The 16549-nt window shown below is 66.0% G+C and carries 16 protein-coding genes and 2 tRNA genes; 14 read left to right on the forward strand and 4 right to left on the reverse strand.

The features are described 5' to 3' along the window. Positions 1–100: 100 nt before the first annotated feature. The 10 genes from dnaA to IM777_RS00050 all read left to right on the forward strand — a co-directional run bounded on the left by dnaA (position 101) and on the right by IM777_RS00050 (position 10815). A complete protein-coding gene (dnaA, locus tag IM777_RS00005) occupies positions 101–1546 on the forward strand; it encodes a chromosomal replication initiator protein DnaA (protein WP_194384128.1) in 1446 nt (481 codons plus the stop codon). 446 nt (positions 1547–1992) lie between these two features. Next, positions 1993–3141, forward strand: coding sequence for a DNA polymerase III subunit beta (gene dnaN / locus IM777_RS00010; RefSeq protein WP_194385372.1), 1149 nt, complete (start codon positions 1993–1995; stop codon positions 3139–3141). Between the two features lie 42 nt (positions 3142–3183). Next, a complete protein-coding gene (gene recF / locus IM777_RS00015; protein ID WP_194384129.1) occupies positions 3184–4350 on the forward strand; it encodes a DNA replication/repair protein RecF in 1167 nt (388 codons plus the stop codon). Then, a complete protein-coding gene (locus IM777_RS00020) occupies positions 4343–4834 on the forward strand; it encodes a DciA family protein (protein WP_194384130.1) in 492 nt (163 codons plus the stop codon). Before recF ends, IM777_RS00020 begins: the two co-directional genes overlap by 8 nt. 121 nt (positions 4835–4955) lie before the next feature. Continuing rightward, complete coding sequence (gene gyrB / locus IM777_RS00025) at positions 4956–7007, forward strand: DNA topoisomerase (ATP-hydrolyzing) subunit B (RefSeq protein WP_194384131.1); 2052 nt, start codon at positions 4956–4958, stop codon at positions 7005–7007. Between the two features lie 116 nt (positions 7008–7123). Further along, on the forward strand, positions 7124–9676 hold the full coding sequence (gyrA, locus tag IM777_RS00030) for a DNA gyrase subunit A (protein ID WP_194384132.1): 2553 nt from the start codon (positions 7124–7126) through the stop codon (positions 9674–9676). Beyond that, the gene (locus IM777_RS00035) at positions 9673–10077 is read left to right on the forward strand and encodes a DUF3566 domain-containing protein (RefSeq protein WP_071044222.1); all 405 of its coding nucleotides are present in this window, start codon (positions 9673–9675) and stop codon (positions 10075–10077) included. Before gyrA ends, IM777_RS00035 begins: the two co-directional genes overlap by 4 nt. Positions 10078–10158: 81 nt before the next feature. Then, positions 10159–10232 (forward strand) — tRNA-Ile (locus IM777_RS00040). Positions 10233–10243: 11 nt separating this feature from the next. Continuing rightward, positions 10244–10316 (forward strand) — tRNA-Ala (locus tag IM777_RS00045). A gap of 76 nt (positions 10317–10392) precedes the next feature. Then, on the forward strand, positions 10393–10815 hold the full coding sequence (locus IM777_RS00050) for an NUDIX hydrolase (RefSeq protein WP_071044223.1): 423 nt from the start codon (positions 10393–10395) through the stop codon (positions 10813–10815). Here IM777_RS00050 and IM777_RS00055 read toward each other — a convergent pair whose 3' ends face one another. Both IM777_RS00055 and IM777_RS00060 read right to left on the reverse strand, forming a co-directional pair. Next, complete coding sequence (locus IM777_RS00055; protein WP_228481158.1) at positions 10816–11301, reverse strand: aminoacyl-tRNA deacylase; 486 nt, start codon at positions 11299–11301, stop codon at positions 10816–10818. It abuts the gene before it with no gap. Next, the gene (locus IM777_RS00060; protein ID WP_194384133.1) at positions 11301–11885 is read right to left on the reverse strand and encodes a DNA helicase; all 585 of its coding nucleotides are present in this window, start codon (positions 11883–11885) and stop codon (positions 11301–11303) included. The genes IM777_RS00055 and IM777_RS00060 overlap by 1 nt, the downstream gene beginning before the upstream one ends. 99 nt (positions 11886–11984) lie before the next feature. Here IM777_RS00060 and IM777_RS00065 point away from each other — a divergent pair, with 99 nt between their 5' ends. Both IM777_RS00065 and IM777_RS00070 read left to right on the forward strand, forming a co-directional pair. Then, positions 11985–12542, forward strand: coding sequence for a peptidylprolyl isomerase (locus IM777_RS00065; protein WP_194384134.1), 558 nt, complete (start codon positions 11985–11987; stop codon positions 12540–12542). A gap of 19 nt (positions 12543–12561) precedes the next feature. Next, a complete protein-coding gene (locus IM777_RS00070) occupies positions 12562–13440 on the forward strand; it encodes a rhomboid family intramembrane serine protease (protein WP_194384135.1) in 879 nt (292 codons plus the stop codon). Positions 13441–13561: 121 nt separating this feature from the next. Here the strand turns inward: IM777_RS00070 and IM777_RS00075 are convergent, their stop codons facing one another. Further along, positions 13562–13801 carry a cell division protein CrgA gene (locus IM777_RS00075; protein ID WP_071044227.1) on the reverse strand — a complete coding sequence of 80 codons (240 nt, stop codon included), beginning with the start codon at positions 13799–13801 and terminating at the stop codon, positions 13562–13564. A gap of 54 nt (positions 13802–13855) precedes the next feature. Between IM777_RS00075 and IM777_RS00080 the strand changes: the two genes are divergently transcribed. Next, positions 13856–14674: a class E sortase gene (locus IM777_RS00080; RefSeq protein WP_194384136.1), complete on the forward strand. Its 819-nt coding sequence runs from the start codon at positions 13856–13858 to the stop codon at positions 14672–14674. Beyond that, entirely contained in the window at positions 14674–14829 is a 156-nt protein-coding gene (locus IM777_RS00085) for a hypothetical protein (RefSeq protein WP_194384137.1), read from the forward strand. Before IM777_RS00080 ends, IM777_RS00085 begins: the two co-directional genes overlap by 1 nt. Before the next feature lie 14 nt (positions 14830–14843). Here IM777_RS00085 and pknB read toward each other — a convergent pair whose 3' ends face one another. Continuing rightward, positions 14844–16541: a Stk1 family PASTA domain-containing Ser/Thr kinase gene (pknB, locus tag IM777_RS00090; RefSeq protein ID WP_194384138.1), complete on the reverse strand. Its 1698-nt coding sequence runs from the start codon at positions 16539–16541 to the stop codon at positions 14844–14846. Positions 16542–16549 lie beyond the last annotated feature (8 nt).

Below are 16549 nucleotides of genomic sequence, written 5' to 3' on the forward strand. Positions count from 1 at the left end.
CTCGCAGCCCTGCCGCTGACTAGCGTGGCACGGTCAGTTATCCACAGGTTGCGCGGTGTCATCTCGCGGGCGTGGAACATCTACTTTCCCCGGGGGCTACATGTCGCAGCACGAGATTCCAGATGTCCCCGTCTGGGGGCGTGTTCTGGAGGCCCTCGCCGTCGACGACCGTGTCACTCCTCAGCTCCACGGCTTTCTGAACCTCGCCGTCCCTCAGGGTGTCATGGGCGGCACCCTCTATCTCGACGTGCCCAACGACCTCACCGCCGCTCAGCTGAACAAGCGTCTGCGAGCTCCCATCATGGAGGCGCTCGCCCACGTCGAGCAGAACGGCGCCTACGACCCGCCGGCGGCGACCTTCCGTGTCGTCGTCAATCCCGACATCATCGACGCCCACCTGACGGCTCCCGTCCCGATCCAGGAGCTGGCGGTCCCGGCGCCGTCGATGTCGCCCATGCCGGCCGCGCGACAGGTCTTCGAGGAACCGGTCGAGTCTTCGGGAAGCACATCTCGCAACGACACCCGCCTCAACCCGAAGTACACCTTCGACAACTTCGTCATCGGCCAGTCCAACCGCTTCGCCCACGCAGCGGCGGTCGCCGTCGCCGAAGCCCCCGCGAAGGCCTACAACCCGCTGTTCATCTACGGCGACTCGGGGCTCGGCAAGACGCATCTTTTGCACGCCATCGGCGACTACGCGATGAGTCTGTACTCGGGCATTCGCGTGCGATACGTCTCGAGCGAAGAGTTCACGAACGACTTCATCAACTCGATCGCGAACAACCGCGGCTCGGCGTTCCAGGCGCGCTACCGCGACGTCGACATCCTCCTCATCGACGACATCCAGTTCCTCCAGGGTCGCGCCGAGACGCAGGAGGCCTTCTTCCACACCTTCAACACGCTGCACGATCACGACAAGCAGGTCGTGATCACGAGCGACGTGCCTCCGAAGCACCTCACCGGCTTCGAGGATCGGATGCGCTCCCGCTTCGAGTGGGGACTGATCACGGATGTGCAGGCTCCCGATCTCGAGACCCGCATCGCGATCCTGCGCAAGAAGGCGCAGAGCGAGCGACTGCACATCCCGGACGAGGTGCTGGAGTACATCGCGACGGTCGTGTCCTCGAACATCCGGGAGCTGGAGGGCGCCCTCATCCGCGTCTCGGCCTTCGCCAGTCTGAACCGGTCGAACCTCGACATGTCGCTGGCACAGACGGTGCTCCGCGACATCGTCGATCAGGACGACGCGAACGTCATCTCGCCGACCGACATCATCCAGGCGACCGCTCAGTACTTCAAGCTCACCGTCGACGACCTCTACGGCTCCAGCCGTTCGCAGGCCGTGGCCATCGCCCGGCAGATCGCCATGTACCTGTGCCGTGAGCGCACGAACCTGTCGCTTCCGAAGATCGGTCAGCTGTTCGGCAACCGCGACCACACGACCGTCATGTACGCATACAAGAAGATCAGCGACCTCATGAAGGAGCGTCGCTCGATCTACAACCAGGTGACCGAGATCACCGCGCAGCTCGGCCGAATGCGCTGAGGGTTCCCTCACCTCACATCCGCACTTGACAGCGGACGCATAGCCACGCCATCATGTGCGTTCTTCACAGTGTGGAAAACCTGTGGATAACTGGGGATGCATCGCCTCGACATGTGAACGAAACGGCATCCACCTGTGGAAGACGCCGTGACCCCGCTGTTTCCCCACAGACGGCTTCCCGCGTGATTCCGCATCGATTCCACATCTCACACGTTTGTAGTTCTCTAGAGCGCACTGGGATCCACCGACTTATCCACAGTTTCCACAGTTGTTAACAAGATGAAGAACAAGAACTTAAGCAGAGGGCGATTCGATGACCTCAAGGGTTCGAGCTCGAGGGATCGGATGCGCCGGCACGGATGCGGACGAGCGCCGGTCGGGCACTAGCATGGGCCGCACAGGGCAGTAGCATGAGAAACCCCATGCCCGAGGTCGAGGGAGCGTACGTGAGATTCCAGGTCAATCGCGATGTCTTCAGCGAAGCCGTCTCATTCGTCGTCAAGCTCCTTCCTCAGCGCAACCCGCAGCCGATTCTCGCGGGCGTGCTGATCGAGACGTCGGACGAAGGGCTGTCGCTGTCGGCGTTCGACTACGAGGCCTCGGCCCGAACGACCATCGACGCGACGGTCGACGACCCGGGCACGATCCTGGTTCACGGCCGTCTCCTGTCAGACATCGCCAGTCGTCTGCCGAACGCGCCGATTCAGATCTCGGTCGATCCCGAAGACGGCGTCGTGCTCACGTGCGGTTCCGCACGCTTCACCCTGTCCTCCATGCCCGTCGAGGAGTACCCGGCGATTCCCGAGGTGTCGGGTGAATCGGGGCTGGTTCCCGGGGAGGAGTTCGCGACCGCCATCGCGCAGGTCGCCTTCGCCGCGTCCCGTGACGACGTCACCCCCGTTCTCACCGGCGTGCAGCTGGAAGTGACCGGGAGTCGCCTGAGCCTGGTGGCGACGGATCGCTATCGCGTCGCGCTCCGCGAGATCCCGTGGGACGGCGGAACGACCGGTTCCGACGCCACGGCACTCGTGCCCGCGCGCACGCTGACCGAGGTCGGCAAGACCTTCGCGCACTCGGGTGACATCTCGATCGCCTTCTCGGGCAGCGGCGACCGCGAGATCATCGCCTTCACCGCGGGGAACAAGACCGTCACCTCGCTCCTCATCAAGGGCAACTTCCCGCCGGTCCGCCGTCTGTTCCCGGAGCAGACCGAGCACCACGCTGTCGTGAACACCGCCGATCTCGCCGAGGCCGTGCGTCGTGTGGCGCTGGTTCTCGACCGCTCCGCCCCGCTCCGGTTCACGTTCGCAGCCGACAGCGTCTCGATGGATGCCTCCGGCACCGAGCAGGCGCGGGCCAGCGAATCCGTCGACGCGACCCTGTCCGGCGGCGACGATGTCACGCTCGGGCTGAATCCGCAGTACCTCCTCGAGTCGCTCGGTGCGGTGCGCAGCGAGTTCGCGCGCGTGACCTTCACCTCGAGCGAGAACGCGAACAAGCTCAGCCCCGTGCTGATCACGCCCCAGACCTCGGTGGACAAGGGCGGAGAGGACACGTTCAAGTACCTGCTCCAGCCGAACCTGCTGCTGAGGTGAGCGCATCCGGGTGACGTCCGAGGCGATCATTAGGCTGTACCGGTGATCGTGGAGCAGCTCTCACTCGTCGACTTCCGCAACTATGCGGCTGCCGATGTGGCGCTGCGACCCGGTCCGAACGTGTTCGTGGGTCGGAACGGCCAGGGCAAGACGAACCTCGCCGAGGCGATCGCCTACTTCGCCACACTCGGCTCTCACCGGGTGTCGCAGGATGCCCCGATGGTGCGGGAGGGCAAGGAGTCGGCGTTCATCCGCACCCGACTCGGTCACGGCGAGCGACGCGTCACCCTCGAACTGCAGGTCAACCGGCAGGGGTCCAACAAGGCGCGCGTGAACGGCTCACCGGTGAAGACCGCCGAGCTTCCCCGATATGCGCAGGTCGTCCTCTTCGCTCCCGAAGACCTGCAGATCGTGCGGGGTGACCCCTCGGCTCGCCGCCGGTTCGCCGATCAGCTCCTCATCCAGCGCGCACCGCGCATGGCTTCGGTGCTGCAGGATTACGATCGCGTGCTCAAGCAGCGAAACGCACTGCTGAAGTCCGCGCGTGCCCGCGGCGTGAAGGGCGACGGTCTGTCGACGCTGGATGTGTGGGATGACAAGCTCGTGACGCTCGGCGCCCAGGTGATCGAGGCGCGCCTGCGCCTCGCCGATGACCTCGCGACCCCCGTCGCCGACGCTTATACGGCCATCGCGGGCGCAGACCATCGGCCTCGGCTGCAGTGGGCGCTGTCGGTCGAAGGCGGTGATCCGGAGGAAGACGAGACCGGAAGCGAGAGCGCGGTGTCGGCGACGCCCATCGCAGACCAGTTCCGCAACGCCCTGGCCGCGCGACGCACGGCGGAGCTCGAGCGCGGCGTCACACTGGTCGGTCCCCACCGTGACGACCTGGTGCTGAAGGTGCGAGGGCTCCCGGTCAAGGGCTACGCATCGCACGGGGAATCCTGGTCGGTCGCGTTGTCGCTTCGCCTCGCGTCAGCGGAGCTCCTTCGCGCCGATTCGCTGCTCGGTGATCCGGTGCTGATCCTCGACGACGTGTTCGCGGAGCTCGATGCCGATCGACGAGTGCGCCTCGCCGAGGTCGCCCGGGGATACGAGCAGGTCGTGGTCACCGCGGCGGTGGAGCAGGATGTGCCGCCGCCGCTGCGCACCCAGGTGGTGCGGGTGGATGCGGGTCGTATCCTCCCGGAGGAGGAGCCGCACGATGGATGACGTCTCGTCGGAGCAGGTGCCGGAGACGGTCGCGACTTACCTCCGGCTGCGCGGGCTGAAGCCGTCGTCGAAGTCATGGCGCCGGCGGCGCCGGGTGCGCGACGACGAGAACCAGCCGTTCACAGCGGGGCGCGACCCGCGCGGTGTGGCCGACGTGCTCACGGAGCTCACGCGCCAGGCGGGTTGGGAGGGCCAGCTGGCGCGCGAGGACGTGGTGCGCACGTGGGCCGAGGTCGCCGGATCCGACACCGCCGAGCGCACGCGTCCGGTGTCGTTCCACGACGGCACGCTGACCATCCAGGCCGATTCGACGGCCTGGGCGAAGCAGCTTCAGCTGATGCGGGCGCAGATCCTCACCGAGATCGTGCGTCGGTATCCCGAGGCGGGGGTCGTGACCGTGCGATTCATCGGGCCGGACGTCCCCTCGTGGAAATGGGGCACCAGAGCCGTTCCAGGGCGGGGCCCTCGCGATACCTACGGATGACCCACGTCCCGCCATATCTGTGCCGATTTCATCGCGCCACAGGGCCGTATAACCGATCTGAGCGCGACGAACTTGGTAGAGTGGAGCCGATCCCTCCGACAGATGTGGAGCGCCTTCACCCATGACGTCCCAGAACCCCGACAGCGTTCCCGAGGACGCGGCCGACGACGCCGCACCCATCCCCACGGGGACACCCACCGAGTACGGGGCAGACGCCATTCAGGTGCTCGAAGGCCTGGAGGCGGTGCGCAAGCGCCCCGGCATGTACATCGGTTCGACGGGGGAGCGCGGACTCCACCACCTGGTGTATGAGATCGTCGACAACTCCGTCGATGAGGCCCTGGCCGGTCATTGCGACACGATCCAGGTCACGATCCTCGAGGACGGCGCCGTCCGCGTGGTGGACAACGGTCGTGGAATCCCCGTGGACATGCACCGCACCGAGGGCAAGTCGACGGTCGAGGTCGTCCTCACCGTGCTGCATGCCGGCGGCAAGTTCGGTGGGGGCGGGTACGCGGTCTCCGGCGGACTCCACGGCGTCGGTTCATCCGTCGTCAATGCGCTGTCCTACCGTCTCGAGGTCGAGGTGCACCGGCAGGGATCGGTATGGCGACAGTCCTATCGCGACGGCGGACAGCCCATCGCCCCGCTGGAGAAGGGCGAAGACAGCGAGCTGACCGGAACCACCATCACGTTCTGGCCCGATCCCGACATCTTCGACACGGTCGAGTTCGACTACGACACGCTGCGCACCCGGTTCCAGCAGATGGCCTTCCTGAACAAGGGTCTCCGCATCGACCTGCGCGACGAGCGCGCTCAGGCCTACGTCGAAGACGTCGAGCCCAGCACCGGAACCGAGACGCCGGATGCGCGTCACGACAGCTTCCTCTACGAGCGGGGCCTGGTCGACTACGTGGAGTACCTCAACAAGGTGCGTCACGCCGAGGTCGTCAACGACGAGATCATCGATTTCGAGTCGGAGGACACCGACCGCAAGATCGCCATGGAGATGGCGATGCAGTGGACGACGAGCTACACCGAGAACGTCTTCACCTTCGCCAACACGATCAACACGCACGAGGGCGGCACGCACGAGGAAGGCTTCCGGTCGGCTCTGACCGCGCTGGTCAACCGCTACGCGCGTGCGCAGAACATGCTGAAGGAGAAGGATGACAACCTCACCGGTGAGGACATCCGTGAGGGACTCACCGCCGTCATCTCCGTGAAGCTGTCCGAGCCGCAGTTCGAGGGCCAGACCAAGACCAAGCTCGGCAACACGGAAGCGCGGGCGTTCGTGCAGAAGGTCGTGGGTGACCAGCTCGGCGACTGGTTCGACCGGTATCCGCAGCAGGCGAAGAACGTCGTCCGCAAGGCGATCGACGCCGCCAGCGCCCGCATGGCAGCGCGCAAAGCTCGTGAGACTGCGCGCCGCAAGAGCGTCTTCGAGTCGGCTGCGATGCCCGACAAGCTCAAGGACTGCACGAGCAAAGACCCCTCGGTCAGCGAGATCTTCCTCGTGGAGGGCGACTCCGCCGGTGGTTCTGCCGTGCAGGGCCGGGATCCGCACACGCAGGCGATCCTCGCGCTGCGCGGCAAGATCCTCAACGTCGAGCGCGCACGCTTGGACAAGGCGCTGTCGAACAAGGAAGTGCAGGCGATGATCCAGGCGTTCGGCGCCGGTATCGGCGAGGACTTCGACATCTCCAAGGCCCGCTATCACAAGATCGTGCTGATGGCCGATGCCGATGTCGACGGACAGCACATCACGACGCTCCTGCTGACCCTGCTGTTCCGCTACATGCGCGGCCTGATCGAGGCGGGCTTCGTCTATCTGGCACAGCCTCCGCTCTATCGCCTGAAGTGGTCGAACTCGCCGCACGAGTACGTCTTCAGCGACCGCGAGCGCGATGCCCTCCTCGCCGACGGCCTCGCCAGCGGCAAGCGCATCCCTAAGGATAGCGGCGTGCAGCGGTACAAGGGTCTCGGCGAGATGAACGCCAAGGAGCTGTGGGAGACGACGATGGATGTCACGACCCGCACCCTCAAGCAGGTGACGATCGACGATGCCGCGGCAGCCGACGAGATCTTCTCCGTGCTCATGGGAGAAGACGTCGAGTCGCGTCGCGGGTTCATCCAGCGAAACGCCAAAGACGTCCGCTTCCTCGACATCTAGACACAGCATGGTCGTTGGCGTTTCGTCTCGCTTCGCTCGCTCAACGACCGGGAAGCCTCGCTCTTCGAGCGAGGAGCGAAGCGACGAGACGAAACGCACGAAACGGAAGATGAACGATGGCTGACGAAGAACGTCCCGTCCCCGAACATGATCACGGCAAGATCGATCAGGTCGATCTGCAGCTGGAGATGCAGCGCAGCTACCTCGACTACGCGATGGCGGTCATCGTGGGCCGTGCGCTTCCCGACGTGCGGGATGGCCTGAAGCCGGTGCACCGCCGCGTGATCTACGGCATGTACGACGGCGGGTTCCGCCCCGACAAGTCCTTCTCGAAGTGCGCTCGTGTCGTCGGCGAGGTCATGGGTCAGTACCACCCGCACGGTGACACCGCGATCTACGACGCCCTCGTGCGTCTCGTGCAACCGTGGTCGATGCGCTACCCGCTCGCACAGGGGCAGGGCAACTTCGGCTCGCCCGGCAACATGGGCGCCGCCGCTCCGCGATACACCGAGACCAAGATGGCGACCATCGCCCTCGAGATGGTCCGCGACATCGAAGAGGAGACCGTCGACTTCCAGGACAACTACGACGGTCAGACTCAGGAGCCCGCGGTTCTTCCGTCGCGCTTCCCGAACCTGCTCGTCAACGGGTCGGTCGGCATCGCGGTCGGAATGGCCACCAACATCCCCCCGCACAACCTTCGTGAGGTCGCGGCGGGAGCGTTGTGGGCGCTCGACAATTCCGAAGCGACTCGGGAAGAGCTCCTCGAGGCGCTCATCGAGCGCATTCCGGGGCCGGACTTTCCGACCGGTGCGCAGATCCTCGGAACCCGGGGCATCCGCGATGCCTATCGCACCGGGCGCGGCTCCATCACGATGCGGGCGGTCGTGGCGATCGAAGAGATCCAGGGCCGCACCTGCCTGGTGATCACCGAGCTGCCCTACCAGGTGAACCCGGACAACCTCGCCGTGAAGATCGGCGACCTGGCCCGCGACGGGAAGATCACGGGCATCGCCGACATCCGTGATGAGAGCAGTGACCGCACCGGCCAGCGGCTGGTCGTCGTCCTCAAGCGCGACGCCGTGGCGAAGGTCGTGCTCAACAACCTCTACAAGCACACCCAGCTGCAGGAGAACTTCGGGGCGAACATGCTCGCGATCGTCGACGGCGTTCCCCGCACGCTCGCACTCGACGGGTTCATCAGCTACTGGATCGAACACCAGATCGATGTCATCGTGCGACGGACCCGGTATCGGCTGCGCAAGGCCGAAGAGCGCATGCACATCCTGCGCGGGTATCTCAAGGCGCTCGACGCGCTCGACGAGGTCATCGCACTCATCCGTCGTTCGCCCACGGTCGACGACGCGCGCGAAGGCTTGAAATCGCTGCTCGAGATCGACGACATCCAGGCGGACGCCATCCTCGCGATGCAGCTGCGACGCCTGGCTGCGATGGAGCGCCAGAAGATCATCGATGAGGCTTCGGAGCTGGAAGCTCAGATCGCGGACTATCAGGAGATCCTCGCCGACCCCACGCGCCAGCGAGGAATCGTGCGCGACGAGCTCGGGGCGATCGTCGACAAGTTCGGCGACGACCGTCGCACGCACATTCTGCACGGGTTCGACGGAGACATGTCCGTCGAAGACCTCATCCCCGAGGAGGAGATGGTCGTCACCGTCACCCGTGCGGGATACATCAAGCGCACCCGCAGCGACAATTACCGCTCACAGCACCGGGGCGGACGCGGCGTACGCGGCGCCCAGCTGCGAGCCGACGACGTCGTCGAGCACTTCTTCGTGACCACCACGCACCACTGGCTGCTGTTCTTCACGAACAAGGGACGGGTGTATCGCGCCAAGGCGTACGAGGTGCCCGAGGGAGGGCGTGACGCGAAGGGGCAGCACGTCGCGAATCTGCTTGCGCTGCAGCCCGACGAGGAGATCGCGCAGATCCGGGACATCCGCGATTACAACGTCGCCGACTACCTCGTGCTCGCGACCCGCAGCGGGCTGGTGAAGAAGACGCGTCTGACCGACTACGACACCAACCGCCAGGGTGGGGTCATCGCGATCCGGCTGCGCGACGAGGACGAACTGGTGAGCGCCCTTCTCATCGACGAGGGCGAGGACATCCTCCTCATCAGCCGGAACGGCATGTCGTTGCGCTTCACCGCCACCGACGATGCGCTTCGCCCGATGGGGCGCGCGACGGAAGGCGTGAAGGGAATGACGTTCCGCGACCGTGACAGCCTGCTCTCGGCGTCGGTCGCCAAGGACGACGAGTTCGTGTTCGTGGTGACCGACGGCGGCTACGCCAAGCGCACGGAAGTGGCTCAGTACCGCACTCAGAGTCGGGGCGGTCTCGGCATCAAGGTCGCCAAACTCCACGATGACCGGGGCGTTCTCGCCGGCGGGCTGCTGGTGCACAGCGACGACGAGGTCTTGGTGGTCCTTGCCAGCGGCAAGGTGGTACGCTCTGCCGTGGCCGAGGTGCCCGCCAAGGGTCGCGACACCATGGGTGTGGTGTTCGCCCGCCTCAGCGAGGATGACAAGATCCTCGCGATCGCGCGAAACATCGAGCGGGCCGTGGCCGAAGAAGCCGCCGAGGAAGAGAACCCGTCTGCCCCCTCGGACGATTCCCAGTCGACTGAGAAGAGTATGGACGCATGAGCACGGTAGCCGACAAGCTCGCGAAGAAATCGAGTTCCAAGGCCAGCGCGAAGCAGGTACGCCTGCGTCTGGTCTACGTGGACTTCTGGTCCGCCGTGAAGCTCTCGTTCCTGGCAGCGGTCGCGATCTCGATCGCCACGGTCGTGGCGTACCTCCTGGTCTTCGCCATCGTGCAGACGACGGGGATCATCGACCAGGTCGATGAGTTCTTCACCAGCTTCTCCGACGGCGGGGTGTCGATCCGCGCGTTCGTCGGCTTCCCGCAGGTGCTCGCGTTCTCGTCGGTCGTCGCGATCCTCAACCTCGTCGTCGTCACGGTGATGGGTGCGGTCGTCGCCGGCGTCTACAACCTCGCGGTCAAGGTCACCGGCGGCCTCCTCGTCGGGTTCACCTCGAACTGACCCGCGTCCACCCGATTTCGTGAATATCGCGCACATCGGGTAAAGTCTTGGAGGTTGACGGCCCCGGTCGTCACTCCACACGGGGCTATAGCTCAGGCGGTTAGAGCGCTTCACTGATAATGAAGAGGTCCCAGGTTCAAGTCCTGGTAGCCCCACTCACGGTCCCGGGGCCTTAGCTCAGTTGGTAGAGCGCCTGCTTTGCAAGCAGGATGTCAGGAGTTCGAATCTCCTAGGCTCCACAATGAAACGCCCCGGCTCCGGCCGGGCCGTCTTCGTGTCCGATTCCCTCTCCATGCAGACGGATAGTCTGTCGTCATGGACATGCGGGTCGCGGCTTACGCGGTGATCGTCGATGACGGTCGCCTGCTGCTGGCCCACTGGATCGAGGGACGACGAGCAGCCTGGACGATGCCCGGGGGCGGTCTCGAACCCGGTGAAGACCCCGAACGAGCCGCACGCCGCGAGGTGCGGGAAGAGACCGGCTATCGCGTCGACATCGACGAGCTGCTCGGTATCCACTCCCGTGTCATCCCCGAGGGGCGGCGCCTCGCAGACGCTGCGCGCGGCCCGCTGCACACGTTGCGCATCGTCTACCGCGCCCATGTCACGGGCGGTCGACTGCGGAACGAGGTCGACGGCTCGACGGACCGAGCCGAATGGTTTCCGATGAGGACCGTGCGCAACCTGCAGCGCGTGCGTCTGGTCGACATCGCCCTGCGGATGGCGGGCGAGGGATGATCACGCGCTCTCGAGCGGCTTCGTGATGTCGGCGACGATCGCATCGTAGGCGGCGATGAGCTCGTCGGCCTCGACGAACATGCTGTATCCGTGAGCGCCTGCTCCCATCGCGATGCGCTTCCCCACGATGGTCTCATCGACGAAGATCGGCAGCGCCGTGCTGCTCCCGACCGGCACGATCGTGCCGCGCTCGTACCCCGTCGCCGCGAGCGCCTGCTCCGGCGGAGCCAGCTGGAGCCGGTTCACGCCGACCAGCGCACGCAGCTTCGGCCACGAGATCGCCCGGTCCCCGGGTACCAGCGCGAAGAGGTACGTGTCATCCGAGCGCTTCACCACCAGGGTTTTCACGATCCCGCGTGGCGGGATGCCGAGAAGCTCCGCAGCCTCCGCGAGACTGTTGGCGGCCGGGCGTTCGCGGAAAGACACATCGAGCCCGCGCGCCTGGGCGGCGTCACGGGCTCGATGAAGTGAAGGCGGCGTCTCGATCACGCGTCGGGAGCGCGCAGCGGGTCGTCGGCGACCCACAGCTCGTCATCTGCGCGAAGAGTCTGCCACGCAGCGTAGAGCACACCGGCCGCGGCGGCGACGCCGAGGATGATGGCGATCACCCCACCCGCACCGATGCCCTTGCGCTGCGGCTCCAGAGCGGCGAGCTTCTTGGCGAGCTTCTTCTGCACGTCCTTGCCGTACTTGTCGGCCTTCTTGGCGTACTTCTTCGAGTCGATCTCGCCGAATCCCTTGCCGGCCTTGAGCCGGCCGCGGGTGTCGTTGGCGGCATCCCATACCGAGAGCGCCGAGCCCACCAGGGCACCGGTGGCCGGCACGACCTTGTCGCTCAACACATTCTTGGAGTAGGTCAGGCTCTTGTCGACGTACGGCGCCGCGTACTTGCCGTAGGCCTGCTGCACCTGAGGAACGATCTGCTCACGGTTGTAGTTGCCGAGCTGACGACCGGCCTCGCGGGCGATGCCCGCAGCCTCGTCCACCAGCACCTGCTGCGAATCCCACACCTTGTTCGCGTGCTTCTGGAGCTTGCGGAGTTCCTTCTTGCGCTTGCGGCTCAGGCTCACGGGGCCCTCCCTAAATCCGGGACTGTCAGTTCGTCCCCATCTTGCCAGACGCATCCCGTGGACGGAGGGCCTTGCACGCAACTCTGAGAGAATATAGACATGCCTCAGCACACCGCCGTCGCCACACTGCACACCAACCACGGCGACATCGTCGTCAACCTCTTCGGAGACCACGCCCCGCGCACGGTGAAGAACTTCACCGGGCTCGCCGACGGGACCGGCTCCTGGACTCACCCCTCCACGGGCCAGCCCGGAGAAGGTCCGCTGTACAAGGACGTCGTCTTCCACCGCATCATCCCCGGCTTCATGATCCAGGGTGGTGACCCTCTCGGACAGGGAGTCGGCGGCCCCGGCTACACCTTCGACGACGAGATCAACGGCGACCTGAACTTCAACGAGCCCTACAAGCTCGCGATGGCCAACGCGGGTCTGCGCCGCAACGCCCTCACGGGCAAGCCCGAGGGCACCAACGGCTCGCAGTTCTTCATCACCACCGACCCGACCCCGTGGCTGCAGGGCAAGCACACCATCTTCGGTGAGGTTGCCGACGAGGAGTCGAAGAAGGTCGTCGATGCGATCAGCAAGGTCCCCACGGCCGCCGGTGACCGCCCCATCGAGCCGGTCGTGCTCGAGTCGGTCGACATCGTCGCAGCCTGACGCCTCGCCGCGATCCTCCATGACCTCGGCCGACTTCCAGCGGAACACCGACAACTACTGCTATCGCCACCCGGACCGGCAGAGCTTCGTGCTCTGCCAGCGGTGCCTGCGGACGATCTGTCCCGAGTGCCAGACCCAGGGGGCGGTCGGTGTCATCTGTCCGGAATGCATGGCCGAGCAGCGGAAGAAGCAGACTCCCGCTCAGCGCAAGGCCGAGCGGCGCTGGTCCCGACCCCGGGCGGTCGCCACCTACGGCGGCCGTCCGGTGGTCACCTACGCGATCATCGCGATCACCGCGTTCGCCTTCCTGCTGGGGCTGATCCCCGGCTTCGGCGATCTCGTCCGGGGTTCGCTGCTGTTCTGGGCGCCGAGCATCTATCCGACGCTCCCGGTGCCGTTCCAGCCCTGGACGCTCCTCACCGTCGCACTCGTGCACTCGAGCTTCTGGCACATCGGCCTGAACATGCTGGCACTGTGGCTGATCGGCCGCAGCCTCGAACCCCTTCTCGGTCGCTGGCGGTTTCTGACGCTGTACCTGCTCAGCACGCTGGGCGGTTCGGTCGCGGTCGCACTCCTGTCGTTCCCGACCCAGGTCGTCGGCGCATCGGGCGCGATCTTCGGACTGTTCGGTGCCCTGCTCGTCATCGGACGCCACCTCGGTGCGAACGTCACCGGCATCGCCATCATCCTCGGATTGAATCTCGTCATCGGGTTCATCCCGGGCTTCAACGTCTCGTGGCAGGCCCACGTCGGCGGGCTCGTCGTGGGGGCACTCGTCGGACTGATCTTCTCGGTGACGCGGTCCCCCCGTCGGCGCGCTCTGCAGATCGCGCTGCTCGCCGCCGTGGCGCTGGGCCTGGTCGCGCTGCTCCTCCTTCCGCCGGTTCTCTTCTTCTGACGACGGAAGTTATCCACAGTTTCATCCACAGGTGGGGATGAATCACACGCGTGTAATTACCGTCGAGGGAAAAGAAAAACACCGCCCCATCGGGGACGGTGTCGTTCGTCGGACCGGGCGGTCAGCGCCACCGCGTCGTCATGAGGAATCCCACGAAGGCGATGCCGAACCCGATCACGAGATTCCACGCACCGATGCCGGGGATCGGGAACTGCGTGCCGCTCAGGTAGAACACCAGAACCCACGCGAGACCGAGCAGCATGAGGCCGAGCATGATCGGCTTGAACCACACCGGGTTCGGTGCCGGTTCGCCCTCGGGGCGTTCCGCCATCGCGTCGTCTTCTCGTCCGGGTCGTGCCATGCCGACAGTCTAACTGCCAGGCGTGCCACAGCATGCGGTCATTAGACTCGCCGTGTGGGCGAGCAGACCAGTGCCGAGCAGCAGCAGGCGGACCCTGCTGTGCGCGACCGTTCCCGACGGCGGCGCCCGCGTCGCCGCGCTTCTGTGACCGGGGTGATCGGCGAGCTGCTGATCACCGCCGGCATCATCGCGATGCTCTATGTGGCGTGGCAGCTGTGGATCGGGGACTTCATCTACGGTGCGCAGCGCAACGCCGCCGGAGCGGAACTGTCCGAGCAGTGGGCGCAGCAGGCGCCCCCCATCATCCCCGAGCCCTCCGCTTCGCCAGAGGATGACGCCGAGGAAGATGCGACGGAGGACGTCGAGATCCCCGTCCTCCCGGAGCCGGCCGACACCGAGATCTTCGGTGTCATGCACATCCCCCGCTTCGGAGACGACTACGCAGTCGAGATGGCCGGCGGAACCTCGCGGGCGGGCACCCTGGATCCGATCGGAATCGGGCACTATCCCGGATCGCCCATGCCCGGCGAGACGGGGAACTTCGCCGTCGCCGCCCACCGAACCACCTACGGCAAGCCCTTCAACCGCATCGCCGATCTGCAGGTCGGCGACGCCATCGTGGTCGAGGTGGAAGAGGGCTGGTACACCTACCGCTTCCGCACCCTGGAGTACGTCACGCCGACCGAGGTGGATGTGCTCGCGGCCGTCCCGCAGGTTCCGAACGCCGAGGCGAACGGCAAGTACATCACCATGACCAGCTGCAGTCCGATGTACTCCCTCGCGGAGCGCATCGTCGCCTACGGCGTCTTCGAATCGTTCACGCCTCGCGACGCCGGGGAACCCGCTGCACTGACCGAAGGAGTCTCCGCCTGATGTATGCCGCGCTGTGGCGGATCCTCCCCGGTCCGTGGTGGGTCCGCCTGCTCCTGGTCCTCGTGCTGCTGGCCGCGGTGCTCTACGGGCTGTTCTTCTATGCCTTCCCGTGGATCAGCGAGTTCGTCAATCCGCAGGAAGTCACCGTCGAGTAGCCGCCGCGACCGGATCAGGAGGAGCCGGAGCAGTAGGTCAGGGTGATCTCGGAATGCACAGGCACCTCGCCGGGAGCGAGTGACTGCGACTGCACCACGGGAGGTGCGGACGCCGCGCAGGACTGATCCTCTTGCGTGAGGACCGACAGCCCGACGTCTTCGAGCTCCCGCGTGGCGGCTTCGACCGTATAGCCGGTGACGTCGTTGATGACGACGCGACCGCTCGCGACCGTGAGGTCGACGGTCGTCCCGACCGGAACCTCGTCGCCGGCCGTCTCGTCGGCCGAGATCACGATGCCCTCGGCGAGGTCGGGGTCGTTCGTGCGATTGATCGTGCCCAGGGCGAGACCGGCGTCTTCGAGCGCCTGCGCGGCCGCATCCTGACCGAGTCCCTCGAGAACCGGGACTTCGGCCAGCTCCTGCCCGGTCGAGACGAACACGTCGACCTCCTGCCCCGGATTGACCGAGGTCTCCGCCGCCGGCTCGGTGCGGATGACATTGCCCTCGGTGACATCCGCACTCGATTCGGACCGCTCGACGGCGACCAGATCGAGCGCGGCCAGGGACTCCTCGGCGCGCTCGAAGGTCATGCCGGACACATCCGGAACGACGCGAGCCGTCGACGGCGCTTCGGTGGTGGGCCGCACCGAGAGCGCCCAGAACAGCACCGAGATCAGCAACACCGCGATGATGGCGACGCCCGCCCAGATCCACGCGATGGGCGGACCCGGCTGGGTGCGCTTCATCGTCGTGTCCGTGCTCAGCTGACGCAGGGACCGCGCGGTCTCCGCGGCCTGTCGCGGGTTCGGACCGTACAGCTCGCTCGTGAGAGCGCCGACCTGCCGCTTCGACGGGGCCTTCCCGTCGACGGTGGCGTCGAGGGCCTCACGGAAGCCGGCGGCATCCTGATAGCGCTGATAGGGGTCTTTCGCGAGGGCGCGGAGCGCGATCGCGTCGAGCGAGCGTGGAACCGACTCGTTGATCTCGCTCGGCGCCACAGGAGTCTCACTGACGTGCTGGTACGCGATGGCCACCGGCGTCTCACCGCGGAAGGGCTGCTTGCCCGACAGCAGCTCGTAGAGCACGACACCCGTCGAATAGAGATCGGCGCGCGCGTCGACCGGGTCGCCCTTGGCCTGCTCCGGCGAGAAGTACGCGGCGGTGCCGAGGATCTGCGTCGTCTCGGCGACGGTGGACGACGAATCCGAGACGGCGCGGGCAATCCCGAAGTCCATGACCTTGACCTGGCCGGCCTCGGTGATCATGACGTTCCCGGGCTTGATGTCGCGGTGCACGACACCCGCGCGGTGGGAGTACTCGAGTGCTTCGAGGATGCCGTCGACGTAGCGCACGGCGTCGTCGACGGGTACCGGACCCTGGGCGATCACATCCTTGAGCAGGTGGCCCTTGACGAGCTCCATGACGATGAACGGCACGGCACGGGTGGACCCGTCGGGGTTCCGCTCGGTGTCTTCGCCGGCGTCGTAGACGCGCACGATCGCCGGGTGGGACATGCGGGACGCGGCCTGCGCCTCAAGCCGGAACCGGGTGCGGAAGGAGTTGTCGTCGGCGAGCTCGCGATCGAGGATCTTGATGGCGACCTCACGGCCCAGCGTCAGGTCGTACCCGCGGAAGACGGTGGCCATGCCGCCACGACCGATGTTCTCGTCGACGCGGTAGCGTCCCGAAAGCACGCGTGGTTCAGCAGTCACGTTCACTC

Source organism: Microbacterium luteum (assembly GCF_015277875.1).
Taxonomy (GTDB): Bacteria; Actinomycetota; Actinomycetes; order Actinomycetales; family Microbacteriaceae; genus Microbacterium; species Microbacterium luteum.